22 protein-coding genes are annotated in these 22,569 nt (G+C 46.3%); 12 read left to right on the forward strand and 10 right to left on the reverse strand.

Annotation, left to right across the window (positions count from 1 at the left end; translation table 11 throughout):
• Positions 1 to 8 precede the first annotated feature (8 nt).
• Positions 9 to 2,540 (forward strand): TonB-dependent receptor, encoded by a 2,532-nt coding sequence (locus KFE96_RS03115; protein WP_255834549.1) that lies wholly within the window; start codon positions 9 to 11, stop codon positions 2,538 to 2,540.
• Positions 2,541 to 2,544: 4 nt separating this feature from the next.
• Here KFE96_RS03115 and KFE96_RS03120 read toward each other — a convergent pair whose 3' ends face one another.
• Positions 2,545 to 3,597, reverse strand: coding sequence for a hypothetical protein (locus tag KFE96_RS03120; protein WP_255834550.1), 1,053 nt, complete (start codon positions 3,595 to 3,597; stop codon positions 2,545 to 2,547).
• A gap of 150 nt (positions 3,598 to 3,747) precedes the next feature.
• On the opposite strand from KFE96_RS03120, the gene KFE96_RS03125 reads away from it, so the two are divergent.
• Entirely contained in the window at positions 3,748 to 4,101 is a 354-nt protein-coding gene (locus KFE96_RS03125; RefSeq protein ID WP_255834551.1) for a hypothetical protein, read from the forward strand.
• On the opposite strand, the gene KFE96_RS03130 is transcribed toward KFE96_RS03125, so the two are convergent.
• Positions 4,098 to 4,991 carry a LysR family transcriptional regulator gene (locus KFE96_RS03130; RefSeq protein WP_255834553.1) on the reverse strand — a complete coding sequence of 298 codons (894 nt, stop codon included), beginning with the start codon at positions 4,989 to 4,991 and terminating at the stop codon, positions 4,098 to 4,100. The genes KFE96_RS03125 and KFE96_RS03130 overlap by 4 nt on opposite strands.
• Positions 4,992 to 5,096: 105 nt before the next feature.
• Between KFE96_RS03130 and KFE96_RS03135 the strand changes: the two genes are divergently transcribed.
• From KFE96_RS03135 to KFE96_RS03145, 3 genes are all read left to right on the forward strand, one after another.
• Positions 5,097 to 6,113 (forward strand): zinc-binding alcohol dehydrogenase family protein, encoded by a 1,017-nt coding sequence (locus KFE96_RS03135; protein WP_255834555.1) that lies wholly within the window; start codon positions 5,097 to 5,099, stop codon positions 6,111 to 6,113.
• A gap of 6 nt (positions 6,114 to 6,119) precedes the next feature.
• Positions 6,120 to 6,410 carry a putative quinol monooxygenase gene (locus KFE96_RS03140; RefSeq protein ID WP_255834556.1) on the forward strand — a complete coding sequence of 97 codons (291 nt, stop codon included), beginning with the start codon at positions 6,120 to 6,122 and terminating at the stop codon, positions 6,408 to 6,410.
• Positions 6,411 to 6,609: 199 nt separating this feature from the next.
• Positions 6,610 to 7,281, forward strand: coding sequence for a TetR/AcrR family transcriptional regulator (locus KFE96_RS03145; protein ID WP_255834557.1), 672 nt, complete (start codon positions 6,610 to 6,612; stop codon positions 7,279 to 7,281).
• 172 nt (positions 7,282 to 7,453) lie between these two features.
• Here KFE96_RS03145 and KFE96_RS03150 read toward each other — a convergent pair whose 3' ends face one another.
• Complete coding sequence (locus KFE96_RS03150) at positions 7,454 to 7,828, reverse strand: hypothetical protein (protein WP_255834558.1); 375 nt, start codon at positions 7,826 to 7,828, stop codon at positions 7,454 to 7,456.
• A gap of 190 nt (positions 7,829 to 8,018) precedes the next feature.
• On the opposite strand from KFE96_RS03150, the gene KFE96_RS03155 reads away from it, so the two are divergent.
• From KFE96_RS03155 to KFE96_RS03165, 3 genes are read left to right on the forward strand one after another with little or no spacing between them, the layout of a single operon-like run.
• Positions 8,019 to 10,121, forward strand: coding sequence for a toll/interleukin-1 receptor domain-containing protein (locus KFE96_RS03155; RefSeq protein WP_255834559.1), 2,103 nt, complete (start codon positions 8,019 to 8,021; stop codon positions 10,119 to 10,121).
• 41 nt (positions 10,122 to 10,162) lie between these two features.
• Positions 10,163 to 10,684, forward strand: a complete 522-nt coding sequence (locus KFE96_RS03160; protein ID WP_255834560.1) for a nucleotide synthetase — start codon at positions 10,163 to 10,165, stop codon at positions 10,682 to 10,684.
• Between the two features lie 12 nt (positions 10,685 to 10,696).
• Positions 10,697 to 12,376, forward strand: a complete 1,680-nt coding sequence (locus tag KFE96_RS03165) for an adenylate/guanylate cyclase domain-containing protein (protein ID WP_255834561.1) — start codon at positions 10,697 to 10,699, stop codon at positions 12,374 to 12,376.
• Here KFE96_RS03165 and KFE96_RS03170 read toward each other — a convergent pair.
• Positions 12,373 to 13,035 (reverse strand): Crp/Fnr family transcriptional regulator, encoded by a 663-nt coding sequence (locus KFE96_RS03170; protein WP_255834562.1) that lies wholly within the window; start codon positions 13,033 to 13,035, stop codon positions 12,373 to 12,375. The two genes, KFE96_RS03165 and KFE96_RS03170, sit on opposite strands and share 4 nt — an antisense overlap.
• A 76-nt stretch (positions 13,036 to 13,111) precedes the next feature.
• Positions 13,112 to 13,321, reverse strand: coding sequence for a SlyX family protein (locus KFE96_RS03175; RefSeq protein WP_255834563.1), 210 nt, complete (start codon positions 13,319 to 13,321; stop codon positions 13,112 to 13,114).
• Between the two features lie 225 nt (positions 13,322 to 13,546).
• Here KFE96_RS03175 and KFE96_RS03180 point away from each other — a divergent pair, with 225 nt between their 5' ends.
• Complete coding sequence (locus KFE96_RS03180) at positions 13,547 to 14,572, forward strand: GGDEF domain-containing protein (RefSeq protein ID WP_247021028.1); 1,026 nt, start codon at positions 13,547 to 13,549, stop codon at positions 14,570 to 14,572.
• 19 nt (positions 14,573 to 14,591) lie between these two features.
• On the opposite strand, the gene KFE96_RS03185 is transcribed toward KFE96_RS03180, so the two are convergent.
• The 5 genes from KFE96_RS03185 to KFE96_RS03205 are packed head-to-tail and all read right to left on the reverse strand — an operon-like array spanning position 14,592 to position 18,200.
• A complete protein-coding gene (locus tag KFE96_RS03185; protein WP_255834564.1) occupies positions 14,592 to 15,059 on the reverse strand; it encodes a nuclear transport factor 2 family protein in 468 nt (155 codons plus the stop codon).
• A gap of 5 nt (positions 15,060 to 15,064) precedes the next feature.
• On the reverse strand, positions 15,065 to 16,057 hold the full coding sequence (gene alc / locus KFE96_RS03190) for an allantoicase (protein WP_255834565.1): 993 nt from the start codon (positions 16,055 to 16,057) through the stop codon (positions 15,065 to 15,067).
• A gap of 11 nt (positions 16,058 to 16,068) precedes the next feature.
• On the reverse strand, positions 16,069 to 16,587 hold the full coding sequence (gene uraD / locus KFE96_RS03195) for a 2-oxo-4-hydroxy-4-carboxy-5-ureidoimidazoline decarboxylase (protein ID WP_255834566.1): 519 nt from the start codon (positions 16,585 to 16,587) through the stop codon (positions 16,069 to 16,071).
• Complete coding sequence (gene puuE, locus KFE96_RS03200; protein WP_255834567.1) at positions 16,587 to 17,504, reverse strand: allantoinase PuuE; 918 nt, start codon at positions 17,502 to 17,504, stop codon at positions 16,587 to 16,589. The genes uraD and puuE overlap by 1 nt, the downstream gene beginning before the upstream one ends.
• Before the next feature lie 9 nt (positions 17,505 to 17,513).
• The gene (locus KFE96_RS03205; RefSeq protein WP_255834568.1) at positions 17,514 to 18,200 is read right to left on the reverse strand and encodes a GntR family transcriptional regulator; all 687 of its coding nucleotides are present in this window, start codon (positions 18,198 to 18,200) and stop codon (positions 17,514 to 17,516) included.
• A gap of 177 nt (positions 18,201 to 18,377) precedes the next feature.
• Between KFE96_RS03205 and uraH the strand changes: the two genes are divergently transcribed.
• From uraH to xdhB, 3 genes are read left to right on the forward strand one after another with little or no spacing between them, the layout of a single operon-like run.
• Positions 18,378 to 18,731: a hydroxyisourate hydrolase gene (gene uraH / locus KFE96_RS03210; RefSeq protein WP_247021016.1), complete on the forward strand. Its 354-nt coding sequence runs from the start codon at positions 18,378 to 18,380 to the stop codon at positions 18,729 to 18,731.
• A gap of 38 nt (positions 18,732 to 18,769) precedes the next feature.
• Positions 18,770 to 20,245, forward strand: coding sequence for a xanthine dehydrogenase small subunit (gene xdhA / locus KFE96_RS03215; RefSeq protein ID WP_255834569.1), 1,476 nt, complete (start codon positions 18,770 to 18,772; stop codon positions 20,243 to 20,245).
• Entirely contained in the window at positions 20,238 to 22,556 is a 2,319-nt protein-coding gene (gene xdhB / locus KFE96_RS03220) for a xanthine dehydrogenase molybdopterin binding subunit (protein ID WP_255834570.1), read from the forward strand. The genes xdhA and xdhB overlap by 8 nt, the downstream gene beginning before the upstream one ends.
• Positions 22,557 to 22,569: the final 13 nt, after the last annotated feature.

The following is a 22,569-nucleotide window of genomic DNA, read 5'->3' on the forward strand; positions in this document are numbered from 1 at the left end:
AGTTTTGAGTGACTAGAACTGGAAGCATGTTGGCTGCCTTTGGAGCTCTCTTTTTTGTTGAAATGCTGGTTGTTGAGCAACCTGCTTACGCGCAAAACGGTCTATATGATATTAAAGCCGGTACGCTCGAAGAAGCACTTATCGCATTTTCTGAAAAAGCCCGACTTTCTATCAATTACTCTGGGGTTGATATCTCAACCCTTAAAACAGAAGGTACGGGTGGCAGCCTTTCAAAACGCGCCGCGCTTAGAGCTATTCTCGATGGAACTGGGCTGGAATTTAGATTTCTCACGCAAAATTCCGTACAGATATTGCTCTCTAAAACCACTTCTGAAAATAAGCCTGTAGTGAGAGCAAAGCGCACTGCTGATGAGCCCCGAGCGAGCTATATAGAAGATGTTGTAGTAACAGCGACCAAGAGGACTGAGACAAATTTTGAAGTGCCCGTCAGTATTGCTGGTTTATCGTCTTTGCAGTTTGATGATCTACAGGCATATGACCTTCAGTCACTAGCGCCACATCTCGCAGGGGTATTTTCAACAAACCTTGGGCCAGGCAGAAACAAGATTTTTGTAAGAGGTCTTTCTGATGGTGCCTTTTCTGACCGAACTCAGGGTGTGGTCGGCGTTTATATTGATGAAACACCTGTGAACTTCAGTGATACTAACCCGGATATACGCTTGTTTGATGTGGAACGTATTGAACTGGTGCGCGGCCCGCAAGGAACTCTTTATGGGGCGGGTTCTTTGGGAGGCTTGTACCGGATTGTTTCTAACAAACCGGATTTAACAGAAACAGGTTTCAGAACCCGTGTAGCAGTAGAAGCAACGAAGGGTGCAGGCCCTGGATTAACGCTTGATGCAGTCTACAATCAGCCCCTTGTTGAAGATAAACTGGCACTTCGGGTATCTGGATATTTTGAAGGGCATGATGGGTATATTGATAATCCGCGTCTTGGTGAAACAGATACTAACGATTTGCGGATATGGGGGCTAAGGCCATCGCTCTTATGGCAAATTAACCCAAACTGGTCTCTGGAAGCATCGGTAAATCTGCAGGGTATTAACTATGATGATGCTCAGTATTACTTTGCAGACCAAGCACGAAACCAGAAAGATACATTTACCCCTGAGCCCTATGAAGATTCCTTTTTCCATGGCAGCTTAACGCTGAAAGGTAAGATAGGTTCAACCCTGTTGACCAGTGCAACAGCTTTTGTAAGCCGGGGGGTAACGGAAACGGCTGATGCAACTATTGGGCTGCCTTTTATCGATACAATTAGATCTGCGGCAGGCACTTTACCTGTTCTCGAAGGCTTTGGTCAGTTTCAGGAAGTAAATGCTTTCTCCGACTTTTTCACCCAGAACGCTGTGGGTTATTTTAGCCGTGATGAATATAGAACCATTAGCCATGAAACCAGACTGCAGTCTGAAGGTAATGGCGATTTCGATTGGCTTCTTGGGTTTTATTTTCTAGGCCGAAACAATGATCTTGATAGCTTGTTGTTGCAAGGCAATGCAGGCCAATCCCCGGAAGTAGCGCAAACTGAAGAACGTGATGAAACCGTTTTTGAATTCGCATTTTTTGGGGAAGCCAGTTACCAAGTTACAGATAAATTTAGTGTAACTGGTGGGCTTCGCTATTCGAAGCATAAAACCGAGGTAGAATATGCTTCGTTGTTTACGCCAGATAACACCAACTTTGCCTTAGATGAAGATGCAGATACTGAAGAGTTAACGCCAAAACTGGCGCTTCGGTATCAGTGGACAGATGCTATTCAAACCTATGCTCAGGTTTCTATGGGATACCGGGTTGGGGGCATTAATATCAATACACCGATTGAAGCCTTGCAAGCCGTGCAAGGACCTGAGGATGAACAGGGGAATGTTGAAAGCGAAGTGTTTGAATCTGATGAACTGGTGAACTATGAATTGGGTATCAAATCATTCTGGTTTGATAGAGCATTATCCCTCAATGCGTCGGTTTATTATGTGGATTGGTTTGATATTCAGTCAGACCAAATATCAGAAGCAGGGTTTCCCTTTATCACCAACGTGGGTGATGCGCGTAGCCTTGGCTATGAAATAGAGTTTTCCGCTCGTTTGTTCCCTGGTTTTGAATTAACAGGTTCCTTGTTTGGTAACGAAACGGAACTTCGTGAAGATAATGCTTTTCTTGGTGCTCAAAGAGGGGACCGTTTGCCCACGATTCCGGGAAATACATATAGTTTGGCAGCGCTTTATCAGTTCTCTATCAATAATGATTGGTCTGCGACGATTGCTGCTGATTATGCCTATACTGGGGAATCGGCAATCGGATTTAATGAGGGCACTTCTCCATCAATGGGAGGATACGGTATTGCAAATGCACGCTTTCAGTTATTCCGCGACCGCTGGAAGTTAGGGCTTTATGTCCGTAATCTTACCGATACGACGGCGAATACTTTCGCTTTTGGTAATAGTTTTTCTTTCAGGAATAGAGCGCAGGTAACACCTCCACGCCCAAGAACGTTTGGTATCTTTGTGGAAACCAGTTTCTAGAAGCCTATCTCCGACGCCGTGGGCGCTTTTTTTGCTCTTTCCCGAAGATGATATTTTCCATAAGAGCTTTGCCCGTGAAGGCTTTTACGCTTTCATCTGTGGTCAATGTGAATTGGTATGTGGTCAGATATTTGTGACGTTCCACATCTGCCATAGACCCAGCGGCCAGTTTTTCTATGGCATTTAGCTGGTCTTTGAGATTGAAAACCTCGAGGGGTTCAGAGATGGCAATCTCTCCTTTCATAGTACTATCGCCAGATATACCCGTAATCTGCCAGCTCATTGGTGTGATTGGTTTGAAAGTGATATTTTCAAATGTGGTAGGTTTCCCTGTTTTTTGGATAAGTGTGAGTGAGCGAATTTGTTTGCCTGAGGGAGTTTCAAAAATATGGAGAATTGGGGCGGCTTCTTTGTTTTCAGTCAGGCCTGAAAAACGTATCCACTTCTTTAATTGTTTGTTTGGGGTTTCTGTGTGCACTACATGAAGGCCGTAACCGAAACCCCACCCTAAATCTAGCCAGTTACCGTTTTCACCAGCACCACCAATTTCTGGTCCGGCCCTCCAGCGGCCATAAGCTTGGGCAGCGGGTGCATATAAAGTGACCTGTGGAAGATTTTCCGCTTCATTTTTCGGGATCAGATTTATGGCCTGATAGTCTTTCGTGAAAAGCACATCTACTTCAGCAGCGGTGTTATGGAGCTGCATCAAATAACCTTTTTCATCAGTCATGAGTTTGTGTTGAAAAATACTCATGGTTTCTGCAGGTTCTGAACTGTAAAACCAGCCACTTTTTTTCCGGCCGTTTTTAATAATGACGTTGTCTTTGGAAGGTTCCTTTAAAGTGCCCACCATAATACCGTGGTGTTTGCTAAAGGGCAGGTTGGTGATGAGGAATTGAGAAGTAACCAGCGTTTTATTTTCAAAAAGAAACTGCTGTTCCCAGTATTCGCTGTAGGAACTATCATTCAATAACTTGGGTTCTTTTAAATCGCCAGCTAGGGCAGCGTGACTGGAAAACAGAAGGCATATAAACAGGCTTTTGAAACAGTGAGGCACCGATACTCTCCGAAAATAATATATTTCTTCTCTAACGAGATGAAGGAAAGGATGCCTCCAAAGCATTTTTATTGGAGGTGGTCTCACCACTGATCCGTTGACCCTGTGAATATGCGAATGCTTATCCAAAAGGGTTCTCGGAAAATGCTGATGATGAACACAAATGCTCTGTCTTATACAGACCATGTGATGCAGAAAATCCTGCCTTGCATGGCTAAGTGTTATATCGCCAAAACGAACCCCAGCCTGTGGCAAAAACTCTGGGGCCGCAATCAGGATAAAAAACTTGAGCGCTGGTTAGGACTTTTATTAATGGCTATGCGCATGGATGGCAGATTGCATAACGGCGCTAAAACGGAAGAGGTGAAAGAAGCATTTTACGCAGCTTTCATCCAGTATCAGGATTCAGATTGGCCTGAAGCTATTCTTTATGCCCATGATCTATTTGGCCCATCGAAAAGCCATACATCTGATTTGATCGTAAAATTTATGTTAGCAAATTAACCTTGCTCTTCTTCCCATGGAGCGGTGGGCCTGAATTTCCTTAGGAGGAAATCGATAAAGACTCGCACCTTGGGGGCGATGATACGATTGCTAGGATAAATGGCCCAGATGGCTGATTCTGTGAGAAGAGGATAATCAGGCATCACTTCAACAAGCGTGCCTTTACTGAGTTCCTTATAACCGTTCCACAGCGATTTCATACCTATTCCAAGGCCTTGCTTCAACATCATGCGCATGGCTTCGCCGTCATTCACTACATGATTACGCTGTACCTGAATGGTTTGGCCATTTTCAAATTTCCAGTTGGCTCTATCACCAAGAATAACACAGCGGTGGTTCATTAAATCTTCCGGTGATGTAGGTGCACCGTATTTCCCTATGTAATCTGGTGAAGCAAGTAGTAGGCGTTTATCTGGAGCAAGCTTACGGGCAATCATGCTGCTGTCTGCAAGGGGAGCATTCCTGATGCTGAGGTCATAGGCACCTTCCACCAGATCGAGCACTTCATCTGATAGCCTGAGGTCAAGCTGGATGTCAGGGAACTTCTCATGGAACTCAGCCAGATACGGGATGATGTGCATTCGCGCAAAAGATCCGGGCATCGTGACGCGAAGCTGACCTTGAGTAGCCTGATTATTTCCGCATACCATATTCAAACCGTTTTCTAACGTTTCAATCATTTGCTCGGCATACGGATGGAAAGCAGCGCCGTCAGTAGTAAGTGATACAGCTCGTGTTGTTCGGTTGAAGAGGATGAAGCCCACTGTTTCTTCAAGTTTTGAAAGCCGGGCACTCGCGCTTGCTGGCGATAAAGATAAATCTCGCGCAGCTGCGGAGACCGCACCGAGTGCAGCCACTCTGAGAAATAATTTTAGTGAAAGAATATCCATTTATCAAAAATATCCGAATAATGATTTCGTATCAATCAAGATTATCATGCGTGCCTGAATAGTTACATTGGGGATAGATAAGTTATTCAGCAGAAAGATAATGATATGAAAGCGATTGGTTATAGCGAAACAGGCCCAATTACAGCGGTGAATTCGCTCGTTGAATTTGAAACAGATATACCCGTTCCTGGTCCTAAAGATATCTTGGTAGAGGTTCAGGGCGTTTCCATGAATCCTGTGGATGTCAAGGTACGTGCTTTGATGCAGCCAGACGGTGGTAGCCCTCGCGTTCTGGGTTTTGATGCTGCAGGCACAGTAAAAGCCGTTGGAGCTGATGTAACTCTATTTCAGCCGGGTGATGAAGTGTTTTATGCTGGTGATATAACCCGTCCTGGTTCAAATGCGGAATATCAACTGGTTGATGAACGAATTGCCGGGAAAAAGCCGTCGTCACTTGAGTTTGCAGAGGCTGCTGGCTTGCCGCTTACCAGCATTACTGCATGGGAAATTCTTTTTGATAGTTTTGGCTTGAAAGAAGGAGACGGAGAAGGAGAAGCCCTTCTTATTGTCGGCGCAGCTGGTGGCGTTGGATCTATTCTTATTCAACTCGCAAAACAGCTTACGAGTTTAACGGTTATTGCGACAGCTTCCAGAGCAGATACAGAAGCTTGGGTAAAAGAAATGGGGGCTGATCATGTTATCAATCACCGGAACCCGCTTGATGAGGAAATCAAATCACTTGGTATTCAACCAAAATATGTTGCGTCGCTCACTCACACAGATAAGCACTTTAGTGCCATTGTAGAGCTTATCAAACCTCGGGGACATATTGCCCTGATTGATGATCCACAATCCCTTGATATGGCATCAATAAAGCCAAAAGCCCTTTCTTTCAGTTGGGAATTTATGTTTACGCGTTCCATGTTCCAGACAGAGGATATGGATGCACAGCACCAACTTTTGACCCGGGTTTCTGACATGCTGGATAAGGGCATAGTAAAGTCTACGGTTACAAGGAATATAGGCGCGATGACTGTAGAGAATTTAAAGGCCGCCCATGTAGCACAGGAAAGTGGTGCTTCAATCGGCAAAACTGTTCTTGACGGTATGAAAGCGGAGTAAAGCAGAATGGCAAAACTTACGATTGTTGCTCATATTAAAGCTCATGCAGATAAGATGGAACTTGTGAAGGCGGAACTGAAAAAACTGGTGGCACCAACCCTCGCCGAAGAAGGGTGCCTTCAGTATGACCTTCATCAGGATAATGATGATCCTTCACTTTTCATGTTTTATGAAAACTGGGAATCGCGTGCGTTATGGCAGAAGCATATGGCGGCACCGCATTTAGCGGCTTATTCGAAAGCGGTTGAAGGTGCAGTGAAGGAGTTCATTGTGCATGAGATGACCCATATTACCTGATGTGGCGAAATCGCGCTGCCCCAAAAATTTGAAGTAGTGTTTCCTCATTTCTCTCTTGTTCAAAAACACTACTTCTTTGGCTGAGATATAAGGACCAATCATGCACATGATATTTTATTGCAAAAATAACGAGTGGCATGTTTGAATAGAGCCTTGATGGGGGATGAAGATAATTGGAGTAACTTTCAGGGCTGACTAAATGAACAAAGAGATGCCTCATGGCATGGGCAAAGCCAAAAGGCGTGTGCCGCTAACAAAACGTGGCGAAAATACTGTTAGCAAAATCCTTGATGCAACGAGTGAGCTATTATTTGAATATGGTTATAGCAAGCTCACGACGAACCATATTGCCAAAAAAGCTGGTATGAGTATTGGGACGCTCTACCAATATTTTGAAGATAAAGAGACAATTCTCTATGCTTTAACGTTGCGGTGGTACGATCATATAAATGCGGATTTTGAAGAGATTTATAATACGGTTGATGATCAGGTATCAGATATCTATGAGATGTTTCATCGGCTTTATAAGCGCATTTATGAAAATCAATATCTGGATAACGAGGTGTATATCGAGATCATGAAAGTGATTGGTCGTGTGCCGGAAATCGCTGAACTTCGTGAAACCCACATCCATAATTTCACTACCCGTATCATCGCATTGTTTGAGCGTTTTGGATATAGAGCTGATCGGGATGATCTTTATCAGGTAGCGCTCTTCATTCATCAGGTTTCAGGTTTCACAATGAATCTTACGGTGTTAGGCGAGGGGAAAGCACGAGATATCAGGCTGAAGCTTGGTATGGGTATTCTAGATAATCTGATTGATGCAGCTATTGAGCTATGTAAGCTCCATAAAGCCTCTACAAAATAAAAATGTGCCAGTCAGTAACCGTAAAACTGACTGGCACGAAAGATTTAGTACAGTAAAGCGGGGCGCTTTAAATTCTTCATGATACCGTGGGACCAGCAGGGTATGATGGGGATGGGCACCATGAGGGAGAGAGCTGCACTAAATCTTGAGTAACTCTTCCAGACATTCCGTATTACGGAACAGCCGCAGTGTTATTTCCTTTCAATAGCTTATCTACTTCGTAGAGTATGCTTGGTGTTCCAAGGAGCATACTTCCCGCGAGTGTAAGCGTGAACTCCCCCATTCCCCAGTTACCACTCATGCTGGAAACCAGCACAGGCAGGCTCAGAAATATTACACCGTAAAATAGCGCTTCACTTATGAACTGATATAATTCAGAAACGGAAAGTGGTGCGCGAACTGAGTCTTTTATTACATAGTGATATCCCCCTGATACCACTGCGCAAACCCAGCTAGTAATGATCGCAACCGAGTATTTAAGCCCAACGAAAAACAACGTAGCGGTAGCGGATAAGGTTATGAAATCTATTATTTTTAACAGTTCCATTGGATGCTAACCAATCTTGATGTTTTGCCGTTATTGGCTTGTAATTACCTCGTGAGATCAATTCTTATCAAACTATTGTGGGCTCTACGCGTGATCTTCATCACGCTGCATTGAATTTCCGCTTGCCTCACGGGTTTTAGCGTGCCGATATAGTTGTATATGAAAGCTGCACTGTGAAGGAGAGAGCATAGTGAGCAACTATAAGTATAAAGCGTTTATCAGCTATAGCCACAAAGACGCTGCTCTTGGGGAAGAGATCCACAAAGAGTTGGAAAAATATAAAGTACCCAAAAGATTGGTGGGTAAAGCCACAGCTGTTGGTGTTGTACCGTTGAAATTGGGGCAGTTTTTTCGAGACCGTGAAGAATTACCTGTTGCCGAAGATCTTACGACTGAGGTTGCGAAGGCTTTAGGCCAATCTGAATTCATGATTGTTTTGTGTTCACCTTCTGCGGCAGCTTCTCGCTGGGTTAACAAAGAAATTATCGAATTTAAAAAGTTACGCGGTGAGAAATATGTTCTGCCTTTGATTCTTTCAGGTGAGCCGTGGGCATCTGATACTGATGATAAAGAGGCGGAATGTTTTCCACCAGCCCTTCGGTACCGTATCTCTCCAGCTGGTACGCTTTCGCATATTCGTACAGAACCAATAGCCGCTGATATTCGCGAGCAATCAGATGGCCGAAAGAGAGGTATTCAGAAGCTGATCGCAGGCCTACTTGGGGTTGGGCTTGATCAGTTGGTGGAGCGAGAACTGCAAAGAAAGCAGCGCCGCGTGATGGCTATCACGAGTGCCAGCGTTCTGGGCATGATAGTGATGGGCGCATTAACTTATCAAGCAACTACAGCACGAAATGCTGCCGAGCGGCACCGTGCGGAAGCGGAAGATTTAATCGAATTTATGCTCACCGACCTGCGCAAAAAACTGGAACCCGTTGGCAGGCTTGATGTGCTTGATGCCGTGGGCACTAAAGCGGTTGATTATTATAATGCGCAGGATCTGGATGATGTATCAGACGATGCAATGGGCCGACGTTCGCGCGCTTTTCACATGCTGGGTGAAATACAGAATTCCAGAGGTAATTTGCAACAAGCGGATGTGATGTTCAAACGGGCCAATGCCGCGACAGAGGGGCTTTTTGAGCGTGATCCATCTGATCCACAGCGTATTTACGAACATTCGCAAAGTATATATTGGGTGGGGCATCAAGCCTGGCAATTGGGCGATTATACTGCTGCTGAGATAGCGTGGCGTAAGTATAAAGAGTTATCCCAGCAACTGGTATCTATTGATCCGAGCAATATCGATTGGCAGTTTGAACTGGCCTATGCCCACAGTAATGTCGGGACCTTGCAGTTAATAAATTTGCATCAACCTAAAAAAGCGCATGAGAGCTTTACGAGATCCTTGAAAGTGTTTGAAGGCCTTAGGCACGCGCTGAATGATGACATAGATCTGGAATATGAAATTGCTGATACGCATGGCTGGATTGCGGATTCATTATTGCAGTTTGGTCATGCGAAAGATGTCCGTACCGCACGAGAGTTACAAAAAGGTTTGCTAGAAAAACTTGAGCAAAAAGACCCTCTTAATAAAACAGTACAAACGATGAAGGTTATACCTTTTCGTGCTTTGGGGAACTTGTCATATTCAGAAGGAAATTATCAAGAAGCTATCAGGCATTTTACGCAAGCAGTTGAATTAGCAACACAGCTAAGTATTAGCGATTTAGAAAATCGTAGATGGAGATCGTCCTTAGGTATTGCTTATATCGAGTTATCTTCTGTGTTGCTGACTACGGGTGATCTTTTGGGGGCTCAAGAAGTTTTCTCCGAAGCAGAAGAAATCGCTGCAGCGCTGCTTGGCCAAGATAAGGCTAACTTAGAGGAAACCATATACTTGGAATTCAAATTAGCCTTTTTGGAGTATGAGCTACGAAAAGTGCAAAAAGAGTTGTCATTTGATGCCGTACAAGAAGCTCAGGCAATATTAGATAAGGTACTTCTTCAAGCTGAAAAATTAAAGAGTTCAACAGCTGGGCGCAGTGTTTTAACAACTGGGTACGTGAACGTTATTCTTGCCTTACATGACGCAGATCAATTGGATGACGCCCAGATTAAGATGAAACATATTTGGGGTGGACAATCAGTTTTGGGGGAACTGACAGATTATGCAGGTGCAAAGCCTTCATACCTGAAACAGTTACTCACATTGGCAAAGTTAAATGGGAATTTGGATCTTCAAAACGATGTGGAGCAGTCCCTTTTAAACAGAGGTTACGCCATAGAATAATTCTATGAAGAAACTTTAATCGCACTATGGAGAGGAACATTATGTACGAAAAATTACCAGAGCTTGATGCTCAATTAGAAAGCCGGAAGAAGTATACGACTATTTTGAAGATTGGTATGACACCAGAAGGTCAATACTGTGTGGGACGTAGTAAACCGTTTGATGGCTTTTTGAATAAAAAAGAAATTTTGGAAGCAATTCCTGGCGTCGAGTTTGATCCAGTTACTTGTGAAGATCCATTTTATCTGGAAGTCAATGGTCGCCAGAGGCTTGTTTTCTCGTTGGCTCCTGAAAGCTGGTTTTTCCAACCAACGATTGCGCCTTTTACTTTGAAAACCCCGGACCCGCTTAATAACTTTGTTAACCAGCAAAAATTGCAAGATGATCCATATGGCTATGGTCGTTCGAAGACAATTTTTGTGGATGACGAGAACAAGATGGCTCAGGAAAAACCATACAGTTACAATCTCTTCATCGATGTATGGCAAGACGCAAAAGATATTACGTCTGCGACAACACCGGTCATTATTGACCCTCGTGTTCGCAATAATAATGGCGGTTAGACGTTAAAAGATATGTCCCCGACGGAGCAATATAACTCAATCTTAACGCTGCTTAGAGCTGGTGCTCTTGAGCAGGCGGAGAAAGAGTATTTCCGTCTGGGGCTGGATACAGTTTCAGATAATGAAGATATTCTGGCGCTGGGTGGGCGGCTTTTAAAAAGCCGGATGGTGGAAAGCCATCAATCTCACAAACGGGAACTGGCGCGGCAGGCTGCTGAAAAATATTATCACGCCTATGAAGCAACGGGTGGTACATACACTGGTATCAACACCGCCGCAATGCAGATGCTTGCGGGAGATATTGATAATGCCCGTGCGACCGCGGATGAAGTTCTTCATAAAACCAGAGGGTATTCACCTAAACCGGGGCAGGATGCTTATTATCACATGGCAACCGTGGCTGAGGCCTATTTCATTTTAGGTGATCATGCACGCGCTGAAACTAACTTAACGGATGCTATATCTCTTGATCCAGAGAATTATGATGCTCATGCTTCTACTCTGAAACAGTTTGAACTGCTTGCTACGGTAAATAGCGCAGATATTAGTTGGCTTGATAAATTCAGGCCCCCGAAAACTCTTCATTTTGCAGGGCATATTTTCGGCCTTGATGGCGACGGGAATATTCTTGATGAAGCATCCGTCTATGGGCTCGGTAAATCTATTCTGGATAAAATTCTCTCTGAAAATATTGGTTATGTTTATGGTGCACTCGCCGCTGGTTCTGATATCCTGATTGCAGAGAAAGCACTTGAGGCAAATGCCGAGTTTCATTTGATTTTGCCGTGCCCTGATGAGCTGTTCATTCAAACGTCTGTGATGCCATTTGGCGAGCATTGGGTGTCTCGCTTTTGGGCTTGTAAAGCAGCAGCTAAAACAGTGCGGTATCTCTCGGGCGATAATCTCAAAACAGATGATATGTTCACAGCGTTTGCCAGCGAAACCGCGATGGGGTTGGCAGTTCTTAAGGCAGAGCGTTTAGCCACAAAACCGCTGCAATTATTGATTTGGGATCAGAAAAATCCAACAGCAAAAGCGGGTACCGCGAGAGATGCAAAAGTGTGGGAGCAAGCGGGGCGTGACCAGATTATCATCCCCTATCCAAGAGATACAAGGAAGGCAACAGGAGCCGGAGACAATACCGAAGAGCTAACAGCCAGCCGCGACTTGAAGGCGATGGTTTTTGCCGATGTGAGGGGGTTTGGTGCGCTTACAGATAGTCAGGTTCCTGTGTTTATTGATAAAATCCTGCGGCCCTTAGCCATCTGTGTAAACACCCAAGGCCGGCAACTTGAACACCTGAATACTTGGGGGGATGGTTTGTTTCTTGTGCTGGATAGTGTGGAAGCTGCGGCCAAGGTCGCAAGTGACTTGCAGGAAACATTCAGGGCTATTGATCTTGCTGAAATTGGATTGCCGGAATTTCTCGCGCTTCGTATCGGAGGTCATTATGGCCCAGTACACGAAATGCGGGATCCTTTTACGAACCGGATTGGGGTATTCGGAACAGAGGTAGCTTTTGCGGCTCGTATTGAGCCCGTAACTGTGCCTGGTTCAATATATGTGAGTGAGCCATTTGCCTGTGCTCTGGCACTAAGCGCAGAAGAAAAATACCGCTGTGAAACCGTTGGTAAGGTTGAAGCCCGGAAAGGCCAGCAAGCGCTGAAACTTTTTAGTTTGCGTGTGCGCTAATTTACCCAAGATGTTTTTCTTTTAAGTGCTGATCTATCAAGAATTATAAGATCGCTCCCCTTCTTTTCCACAGCACCTTTGCGTACAAGTTCATTCACAGTACGGGAAACTGTTTCCCGAGTACTGTTAATACGTTTAGCAAGTACCGTGTAGGCTGGGATATTTTCAACAAGAAGCTGGTTATTTTGCCTTCTTGCAAGGCGTAATAGCTCGGCATGGACCCTGCCTTTGGCTGAAACGGCGGTAAGTTCGTACATGCGCTGAGTGGTTTTATGTACTCGGTCAGCCAGCATTTTAGAGACAGCAAGGCCGACACTGCCGTGGTTCTCCATTAAATCCAAAAAGCATGCGGCAGAGAAAGCAGCGAGTTCTACACGAGTTGAGGCTACGATATCAGCAGTTCGACTTTGGGCACTAAGTACAGCCATTTCCCCAAATAATGTACCGCTACCAAACTCATCCAGCCATACTTCTTCACCGGCGTTTGAATAAAGTACAGCTTTTACCTTGCCAGTTAAGACAAAGAAAACTGTATTGCCTTCTTCTTCCTGTGAGAAAATGGTTTCGCCTGGATTGAAAACCATGCGAGTGGATTTTTGCTCAATATCATTAAGCATGGCGGATGAAGTGCCAAAAAAATTTGCGAGGATATCCCGCATCTCGTGCCCCCTATGATCGATGCATTTTAGATTGATCAATCCACCATTAAAAGCAAGTAAATAGCGAAATTTGTGCTTAATAGTGTGGTGGTGGTGGCTCGATTTCTGGTTTCCCGCTTGACGATTCCAGATCCAGCAATTGTTCGTGAAGGCGGTGAATAGCGTTCTTCAGGCTATCGATTTCCTTCCACTGTTTGGTTAGCTCAGTATTCAGCGTATCAATAGTTTCTTGCTGGAAAGCGAATTTGCATTCCAAATCAGTTAGTTTTTCTTCTAGATCAGCCATAAGACTATGCACCTGTTATTGTTTTAACGCCATGATTTAGAAAGTTCGTTTCACATAAGCAACGATTATACGAGTAAAATAGACATTCCTGTATTTTCGTCTGTCAAAATGTTTAACAAAGTGTTAATTGTTGTAGAGCGTGAACGAGAGTTCATGAACCGTACAAGTATTTGTATCGATTTGGGGTTAGCAAGGGAACACTAGATTGATGATCGCGGAGAGATTATGAGCTTTGGCGATGGGATGAACAAAGCAGGGGATATTGCTAAACAGGCAATTGAACTGATGGACAGCCATAAGGTGCCTCCAGCACCACCTAATTTCGCAATTTGGTATAGCTATGTTAGCCAGCGTTATCCGGATTTGAAGATAGCACTTGATCAGATGATCAGGGACGATGCCGACTTTGACGGCATGGTCAACCAGTCACTGTATGATACATATCTGGGCTATGAGAAAGAAGGTGCGCTTCTGCAGGAAACCGGCGCTCATATGAAAGAGCAGGCGGATAAAATGCTTGAAGTTATTGGTGGTGCTTCTTCAGAAATTGAAGGCGTGCGCGCTTCCATCAAGGATAATCTTAAATCTTTCAGCGAAGATGCGTCCATTACTGGTATCGAAGCATTTGTACAGAATATGATGCAGGAAACTCGTCGTATTCAGGAAACCAATGCGCAGCTTCAAGCGCGCCTTGAAAAATCCTCGGCTGAAATTGAAACGCTGCAATCAAATCTGAAACAGGCGGAAAAAGAAAGCTACACAGACGCTCTCACTGGTATCGCAAACCGGAAGAAGTTTGACGCGTTTCTTAAGGCCGCTTCCGAAATGGCAGAGAAAGACGGCAGCAAGCTCTGTCTCGCCGTTGGGGATATCGATTTCTTCAAGAAGTTTAATGATACCTTTGGTCACCAGGTGGGTGATCAGGTTTTGAAACTTGTTGCTGGTGCGCTTCATGCCAATGTGAAGGGGAGCGATTTAGCAGCTCGTTATGGTGGTGAAGAGTTTGCGCTTGTCCTGCCAGATACACAGATTGAAGATGGCTTTAAGCTTGTGGATAACATTCGCGATAAAATCGGTTCTCAGCGTGTTCGCAATAGGCAAGCGGAAAAAGATTTTGGTAATGTAACGCTGTCGCTCGGAATTGCAGAATTTAAGCCGGGTGAGGCGCTTTCGGATTTCGTGGAACGTGCTGACGCTGCACTCTACAAATCAAAAGAAGGCGGCCGTAACCGCACAACTATTGCTGAATAAGCTTTGAAAATATTGCCTGTTAGTGGAAGTTTTCTGCTGACAGGTCTTTGCCCTGATTATCAAAATCAACTACCAGCTTCCACTCATCAGCCTGTTTTTCAAAGATCAATAAAACCCTGCCGTAAAAGCTCTGTGCTTTACCGTCTCCTTGCGGGATATTCACACGATATTTTCCTGCGATATGCGCAAGCTTTTCCCCTACAGTTACCAATTCCTCTGAAAATTCAACGGTTGCACCGCCTCCAGCCTTGAACTGTGCGCCATAGTTAGCTCGGATTTGCTCTATAGATGTTACCAGATCACTGCCGTTATTAGCATAATAGATACGGTCACCATATAAAGCCATAAGAGCACCAATATCTTTGGTGTTATAGGCATCGAGCCAGGCTTGCATCTTTCCGCGGATAATATCTTTATCATCCGCCTGCACTGTAGGTGTCAGCATAAGGAATAATCCCAGAAGGCCAGCGGTTAGGAATTTGCTCATTAATCTTATTCTTTATCTAAAGTTCCAAACAAACGGAGACGGCTGATACCGCCATCTGGATAGATATTAATTCGAACATGGCTGATAGAGCCAAGCTTATTCAGCTCGCTCTCGAAAGTGTGTTCAGCATCAGCGGTAAGTTTCTGGCGCGGCATCAGTTCTTCCCAGAACTGGCTTTGAACCGGTAGGCTATCATCTGTGCCGCCCGCTACGCGTGCTGCCTGCAGACTGATGCTTTCAGGGAAGTTCCCTTTGAAATAGGCTGTATCTACAAGAATGCGGTTAATTTCTCCTGCATGACCAAGGGCAACAATCGCCCAATCATTCCCTGGCTCCCGGCGGCGTCGTGTTTCCCAACCATCGCCCATATTAATGCCTTTACCAGGCTGCATGATGTTTGAAAGCACGCCAAAATGCTCGTTATTGGCAATGATTGGGCGGCCACCATTTTCCATGGCGAGCAGGTCCATTTCCTTGCCGTAATCGCTTTCCTGCCAAACCTTGTAGAATTCGCCATACACACGCAGACGAGCAACGCCGCCATCAGGGTAGATATTCAGGCGTAAGTGCGTGAAGGGTGTATCATTCTCTACAGCAACCAGATGGTGGCTGTCGCCGTTTAGATTCATTGACGGTACAATCTCAATCCATTCAGCTTCTTCTCCGGGTGTATCTGCATTGCTGAAACAGGCTTCAACTGAAGCAGCCGGGGGGAAGTTGCCAGTGAAATGGCTGGTATCAATATCCAGGCCTTTGATAATGCCGGCTTGTCCCAGTTTCAGGATGCAGTGATCAAAACCTTGTCCGCGTTTGCGGCGGCTTTCCCATCCGTCCATCCATTTGCCGTTATCATCATATTTGCCGGGGATGAAAACCGCTTCTTCGTCTTTGATCAGGCGGCTTTTATCAGCAAAAAAATCATCAGTGGCGAATATTACTTCTGCACCCAAGCGCGGGGACGCCATATTGATAAAGCGCGTAAAGCTGTGGTCTGTCATGTTGGTGTCCTTTATTCCGCTAGGTCTGAAAGCCTGAAGAAGGCAATGCGGTCAATTTGTTCAAGTGCTGTGGCGAACTCTGTTTCCCTATCGTTATTGATACGGGCTCTGAAGTGGGCCAGAATTTCTGTACGGTCCATGCCTTTCACGGCCACAATAAACGGGAATCCGAATTTGGTTTTATAAACAGCATTCAAGGATTGGAATTCTTCAAATTCTTCTGGTGTACAGCGATCAAGCCCTGCGCCAGCCTGCTCAGATTTCGATTCTTCGGTCAATTCGCCGCTAATTGCCAGCTTGCCTGCCAGATCCGGGTGGGCACAGATAAGCCGCATTTTGGCTTCATCACTACCATCTGCGACAGCCTTCTTCATGGCGTTATGAAGGCCTTGAAGTGTGTCGAGGTTTCCAGAGTCTTTCGCTTCCCACGCACCTTTGGCAATCCATGGTGAATGTTCGTAAATCACACCATATGTCACCATAAATTCGGTTTCAGAAATCTCGCTTGGCCTTTGTTTCATGAAGGGCATTATTTCTCTCCCTTATAAGGGTGTTCAGCATGCCAGTGTTTGGCAATGTCAATGCGGCGGCAGAACCATGCGTCTTTATGGGAGCGCGCATATTCAAAGAAACGTTCGAGCGCTTTGATGCGCCCCGGTCTGCCAATAAGGCGGCAGTGAAGCCCAACCGACATCATCTTGGGACTGGTTTCGCCTTCTTCATACAGTGTATCGAAGGCATCTTTCAGATAGTTAAAGAACTGGTCACCAGCGTTAAAACCCTGAACCGCTGCGAAACGCATGTCATTTACATCAAGCGTATAGGGCACAACCAGTTGCGGCCTACCATCCACCGTTTTCCAGAAGGGAAGGTCATCACTATAATCATCCGCGTCATAAAGGAAACTACCTTCCTCTGCTACCAGTTTGCCCGTGTTGGGGCTTGTACGGCCCGTATACCAGCCAAGTGGCCGCTCGCCAGTGATATCCTGAATGATCTTGATGGCGTCCTGCATATGCTGGCGTTCGGTTTCAATATCTACATTCTGGTAGTTGATCCAGCGTAGGCCGTGGCTACAAATTTCATGTCCTGCATCCATGCATGCCTTGGCTACTTCTGGGTGTCGCTGAAGTGCCATAGCAACTGCGAAAACCGTTACCGGAATATCGTATTTTTCAAAGAGCCTCAGCAGCCGCCAAACACCCGCGCGGCTACCGTATTCATAGATAGATTCCATACTCATGTGGCGATCTTCCACATGAGGCGCACTTACAATCTCTGACAGAAAAGTTTCGGCGGCTGGGTCACCGTGCAACACACAGTTTTCACCGCCTTCCTCATAATTCATCACCACCTGGACAGCTATTTTGGCGCCGCCCGGCCAGTTGGCGTGAGGGGGCTTGGGGCCATAGCCGATCATATCCCGTGGGTATGCTTGCTCTGTCATTATTAATCCTTAACTGGCGGCAGCAAAGATCGCGTGCAGGTCTTGTCCGGATTCTTCGGTTTCGAAAGAAAGCTGGCTTTCAATGCCGCGCAAATGTTCTGCCATAATGGTTTGTGCTGTTTCTGCGTCTTGGTGTTCAAGCGCATCAACAAGGCGTTCATGTTCTCCACCCTTACAGCTTGATGGCGCGCCCGCTGTGCCGTACTGCGATATAATCAAAGAGCTTTGAAACACCAGCTGCTGAAGGAAAGTGCACATAGGTTCATTGCGCGCAATATGCGCAAGTTTGATATGAAACTCTCCTGAAAGCCTGATCCATGCGGCGAGATCTGCTTCGTTGAGTGCGGTTTGTTCTTCCTCAAGGTGCGCACGTAGACGTGCGATATCCTGAGGTTGCACGCGCTCGGTGGCACGGCGCAAAAGCGCTTTTTCCGTTGCGCGCCTTGCTTCGAAAACCTGATGCGCTTCTTCAACTGTTGGCGCGGCAATTGTCGCACCTTTGTTGCGTTCAAGCCTGATGATGTTGTCTTTACTAAGCAGGAGGAAAACCCTTCTGATTGTCGTACGGCTTACCCCAAATATGCCGCACAGTGATTCTTCAGTGAGTTTTGTGCCAGGCGCAATACGCTGCTCAAGGATACTATCCCTGATACGCTGGCACACGTCTTCTTCCGTTAGTGCTGTGGTGTTTGCCATGACCTATCCCCTGTCGTTTGGCATGTAGCACATTGAATACAGCCTAGATTTTTTGCCGCTGTCACCAAATTGTCAACAATTTAATGGCATTAATGTTGATAATATACTTTACAATTCGTCAATCATCAGTACGGTATCAGAATTGAGGAAGACCATACCCCGTAAAGAGAGGATAAGATGGGACGTTTAACCACCCATGTACTGGACACTGCAAATGGCTGTCCGGGAGAAGGCATTAAAATCAAGCTATATGCTTTGAAGGGTGAAGAACGCCGTCTGTTGAAATCCGCTGCCACAAATGATGATGGCCGTGTTGATAGCCCGCTTCTTGATGGGGATGATTTCAAAACTGGTGAATATCTGCTAGAGTTTGAGGCAGGTAGTTATTTTCGGGCTCGTGGTACAGAGCTGGCGGAGCCAGCCTTTCTAGACGTGGTGCCTATCCGTTTTGGTATAGCGGATGTGGATGCACATTATCACGTGCCCTTGTTGATTTCCCCATACGGCTACAGCACCTACAGAGGCAGCTAGCCGGAGCAACCGCTTTCAGGGAATTAGGAGTATTTTATATGTCAGGTACTGTTCGGTTTCTGCTGGACGGACGGGTTCATGAAATCCATAGCCCAGACCCAACGGCCACATTATTGAATTATCTGCGTTACGATATGGCGCGCACCGGTACCAAAGAAGGATGTGCCGAAGGTGATTGCGGCGCTTGTACGGTGGTTGTTGGTGAACTCAGGGGTGGCCGTGTGGAATATAAAGCGGTGAATGCCTGCATTATCTTCCTGCCCACACTCGACGGTAAAGAACTGCTGACCGTGGAAAGCCTGAAATCAAAATCGGGTGGCTTGCATCCTGTTCAGGAAGCACTTGTTGAAACTCATGGTTCGCAGTGCGGTTTCTGTACACCGGGTTTTGTGATGTCGCTTTACGCGCTGTACCTCGAAGGCCCTAACCCAACGAAAGACCGTATCGAAGATGCACTTGCGGGTAACCTTTGCCGCTGCACGGGCTATGGCCCTATCATTGATGCGGCGAACCGCATGTTTGAACTGGGCGCTGATGAACTGCCTGATATGCAGGAGCAAGTAGCGGCCCTTGAAGGTATTAAGCGGGATGATACGCTTTATATCTCAGCGAAAAGCAAGCTGACAGGGAATGAAAAACGCTATTTCGCACCCGTGAATGTAGATACGCTTGCAGCTGTTGCAGAACAGAACCCGGATGCTACCTTCCTTGCGGGCGGTACAGACGTTGGCCTTTGGGTTACCAAAATGCATAAAGAGCTGGCGACAGTGATTTATCTGGGTGATGTGGCTGAACTGAAAGAAATTACCGAAACTGCGGATAGTGTTGAGATTGGCGCGGGTGTTACCTACACGGATGCCATGGAACTGCTTGCAGGCCTCTATCCTGATTTTGGCGAATTGATCCGCCGTATCGGTTCCACGCAAATCCGCAATAGCGGCACCATTGGTGGTAATATCGCGAACGGTTCCCCGATTGGTGATACACCGCCAGCGCTTATTGCGCTTGGTGCTAAGCTTGTGCTCCGTAAAGGGCACGAAGAACGCACTATCGATCTTGAAGATTTCTTCATTGATTACGGTAAGCAAGACCGTGCAGCAGGTGAATTTGTTGCCAAAGTAATTGTGCCGAAACCGGCGGCAGATACGGCATTCCGTTCTTACAAATTATCCAAGCGTTTTGACCAGGATATCTCTGCCGTGTGCGCAGCATTCTCTATCGCTCTTGAGGGTGAAACTGTGAAAGAAGCGCGCTTCGCATATGGCGGTATGGCAGCAACACCAAAACGCGCTGCAAATGCAGAAAGCGCATTGGTTGGCAAAGCCTTCACAGAAGAAAATGTGGAAGCAGCTATGGAAGCGATGGCAAATGATTTCAGCCCGCTTACAGATATGCGTGCCTCGAAGGATTACCGCATGTTATCGGCGCAAAACCTGTTGATGAAAGTATTTGTTGAGCTTACCAGCGATGCGGATACCCGCCTTGCTCTAAGGCAGGAGATGGCCAATGTCTAATCCGTCTCTTTCTGAAATTAAAGGTGCTGTACACAAAGATTTGCGTCACGATAGTGCGCATAAGCATGTAGCTGGTACTGCCGTGTATATCGACGATGTAGCAGAGCCAAAAAACATGCTGCATATGTATGTTGCCATGTCTGAAAAGGCACATGCGGAAATTACTGAGATGGACCTTTCCGCCGTTCGTGCGGCGCAAGGTGTAGCTGTTGTTCTTACGGCCGATGATATTCCTGGCCATAATGATGTAAGCCCGTTTGCGGGGGATGATCCGCTCTTTTCCACAGGGCTTGTAGAATATATTGGCCAGCCGATTTTTGCGGTGGCTGCAAATAGCCTTGAGGAAGCAATCGCGGCTGCAAAGCTGGCGAAAGTTTCGTATGACGAGAAACCGCATTATCTGAACATTGATGAAGCCGAAGCAGCAGATCTGAAGATTGAGGACAGCCAGTTGATGGCGCAAGGCGAAGCTGAAAAAGCCCTCGCCGCATCAAAGAACCGTCTTCAGGGCAGTTTCTATATTGGCGGGCAGGATCACTTCTATCTTGAAGGCCAAATCGCGTTCGCGACACCACAGGAAGATGGCGACGTGCACGTGCTTTCAAGCACACAGCATCCAAGCGAAGTACAGCATCTTGTGGCTCATGTACTCGGACGCCCAACCAATGCGGTAACCATTGAGGTACGCCGTATGGGCGGCGGCTTTGGCGGTAAGGAAACGCATCCTGCGATGTTTGCGGCTATGTCTTCACTTGCTGCGGTGAAAACACAGCGCCCGGTGAAACTGCGCCTGGACCGCGATGATGATATGGTGATGACAGGCAAGCGCCATGACTTCAAATATAGCTATGATGTTGGCTATGATGATGATGGCCGGATTACGGGTATTGAAATCGAGATGGCATCCCGTTGTGGCCGTTCGACTGACCTGTCGCCTGCGATTAATGATCGTGCCATGTTCCATGCGGATAACTGTTATTTCCTATCTGATGTAGCGATCCGGTCACACCGCTATAAAACTCATACGGTTTCCAATACTGCTTTCCGCGGCTTTGGTGGCCCGCAGGGCATGATCGGTATTGAACGCGTGATTGAAGATGTAGCCCGCGAGATCGGGAAAGACCCACTAGATGTGCGGATGCTGAACCTCTACGGCGAAGGTGAGCGTGATACCACACCATACGGCATGAAGGTGGAAGATAACGTCGCTGCTGAGGTCATGGAAACGCTCGCAGAGACATCAGAATACCGCAAACGCCGTGATAAAATTCGTGCGTTTAATGCCAGCAGCAAATATCTGAAAAAGGGTATTTCCATCACGCCGGTGAAGTTTGGTATCAGTTTCACGACGACACACCTCAATCAGGCTGGTGCACTTGTGCATATTTATGCGGATGGTAGTGTGCATCTGAACCACGGCGGCACAGAGATGGGCCAAGGCTTGTTTACCAAGGTAGCGCAGGTCGTGGCGGAAGAATTCCAGATTGATGTGGACCATGTGAAAATCACTGCCACTACGACTGCGAAAGTGCCAAACACATCAGCAACTGCGGCTTCCTCAGGTTCTGATCTGAACGGTATGGCTGCTCTTGATGCTGCGCGCAAAATTAAGGCACGCCTCATTGATTTTGCGGCGGAAAAATATGGTTGTCCGAAAGACCGTATCACTTTCCGCAACAATAAGGTTTATATTGAAAATAAGGAAATGGCCTTTAATGAGCTTACGCAGGAAGCGTATCTTGGCCGTGTTTCCATGTCTTCAACAGGTTTTTATAAAACACCAAAGATCAAATATGATCGTGCCTCTCACAAAGGCCGTCCGTTTTATTATTTCTGTTATGGTGCCGCTGTTTCAGAAGTGATGATTGACACCCTTACCGGTGAGAACAAGGTCCTCCGTACGGATATTCTTCACGAGACAGGCCGTTCACTGAACCCGGTTATCGATATTGGGCAGATTGAAGGTGGTTTCATTCAAGGCATGGGTTGGCTGACAACAGAAGAACTTGTGTTTGATGATGCGGGCCGCCTGCGTACACACGCGCCGTCCACCTACAAGGTTCCAGCTTGTTCTGATCGCCCAGATGAACTGAATATCGAGCTTTGGAACAAAGGCCGTAACGTTGAAGCCACCATTCACCGTTCTAAAGCTGTGGGTGAACCACCCTTTATGCTGGCGAACGCTGTGTTTATGGCGCTTGTTGATGCTGTTGCCAGCGTAGGTGACTATAGGGTACCTGTTAAGATGGATGCACCTGCAACGCCTGAAGAAGTTCTGATGGCTGTGGCTGATGTAAAGAAACGCGCTTAACGAATACGGATAC

Source organism: Kordiimonas sp. SCSIO 12603 (assembly GCF_024398035.1).
Classification (GTDB): Bacteria; Pseudomonadota; Alphaproteobacteria; order Sphingomonadales; family Kordiimonadaceae; genus Kordiimonas.

Bases quoted from the DNA above. Each gene is read 5' to 3' on its own strand.
- KFE96_RS03175 (WP_255834563.1), bottom strand. From the start codon at position 13,321: ATGGCTGATCTAGAAGAAAAACTAACTGATTTGGAATGCAAATTCGCT.
- KFE96_RS03160 (WP_255834560.1), top strand. From the start codon at position 10,163: ATGTACGAAAAATTACCAGAGCTTGATGCTCAATTAGAAAGCCGGAAG.
- KFE96_RS03185 (WP_255834564.1), bottom strand. From the start codon at position 15,059: ATGAGCAAATTCCTAACCGCTGGCCTTCTGGGATTATTCCTTATGCTG.
- KFE96_RS03125 (WP_255834551.1), top strand. From the start codon at position 3,748: ATGATGAACACAAATGCTCTGTCTTATACAGACCATGTGATGCAGAAA.
- KFE96_RS03135 (WP_255834555.1), top strand. From the start codon at position 5,097: ATGAAAGCGATTGGTTATAGCGAAACAGGCCCAATTACAGCGGTGAAT.
- xdhB (WP_255834570.1), top strand. From the start codon at position 20,238: ATGTCTAATCCGTCTCTTTCTGAAATTAAAGGTGCTGTACACAAAGAT.
- KFE96_RS03205 (WP_255834568.1), bottom strand. From the start codon at position 18,200: ATGGCAAACACCACAGCACTAACGGAAGAAGACGTGTGCCAGCGTATC.
- xdhA (WP_255834569.1), top strand. From the start codon at position 18,770: ATGTCAGGTACTGTTCGGTTTCTGCTGGACGGACGGGTTCATGAAATC.
- puuE (WP_255834567.1), bottom strand. From the start codon at position 17,504: ATGACAGAGCAAGCATACCCACGGGATATGATCGGCTATGGCCCCAAG.
- KFE96_RS03170 (WP_255834562.1), bottom strand. From the start codon at position 13,035: ATGCGGGATATCCTCGCAAATTTTTTTGGCACTTCATCCGCCATGCTT.
- KFE96_RS03180 (WP_247021028.1), top strand. From the start codon at position 13,547: ATGAGCTTTGGCGATGGGATGAACAAAGCAGGGGATATTGCTAAACAG.
- uraH (WP_247021016.1), top strand. From the start codon at position 18,378: ATGGGACGTTTAACCACCCATGTACTGGACACTGCAAATGGCTGTCCG.
- KFE96_RS03150 (WP_255834558.1), bottom strand. From the start codon at position 7,828: ATGGAACTGTTAAAAATAATAGATTTCATAACCTTATCCGCTACCGCT.
- uraD (WP_255834566.1), bottom strand. From the start codon at position 16,587: ATGCCCTTCATGAAACAAAGGCCAAGCGAGATTTCTGAAACCGAATTT.
- KFE96_RS03165 (WP_255834561.1), top strand. From the start codon at position 10,697: ATGTCCCCGACGGAGCAATATAACTCAATCTTAACGCTGCTTAGAGCT.
- KFE96_RS03145 (WP_255834557.1), top strand. From the start codon at position 6,610: ATGAACAAAGAGATGCCTCATGGCATGGGCAAAGCCAAAAGGCGTGTG.
- KFE96_RS03140 (WP_255834556.1), top strand. From the start codon at position 6,120: ATGGCAAAACTTACGATTGTTGCTCATATTAAAGCTCATGCAGATAAG.
- KFE96_RS03130 (WP_255834553.1), bottom strand. From the start codon at position 4,991: ATGGATATTCTTTCACTAAAATTATTTCTCAGAGTGGCTGCACTCGGT.
- alc (WP_255834565.1), bottom strand. From the start codon at position 16,057: ATGACAGACCACAGCTTTACGCGCTTTATCAATATGGCGTCCCCGCGC.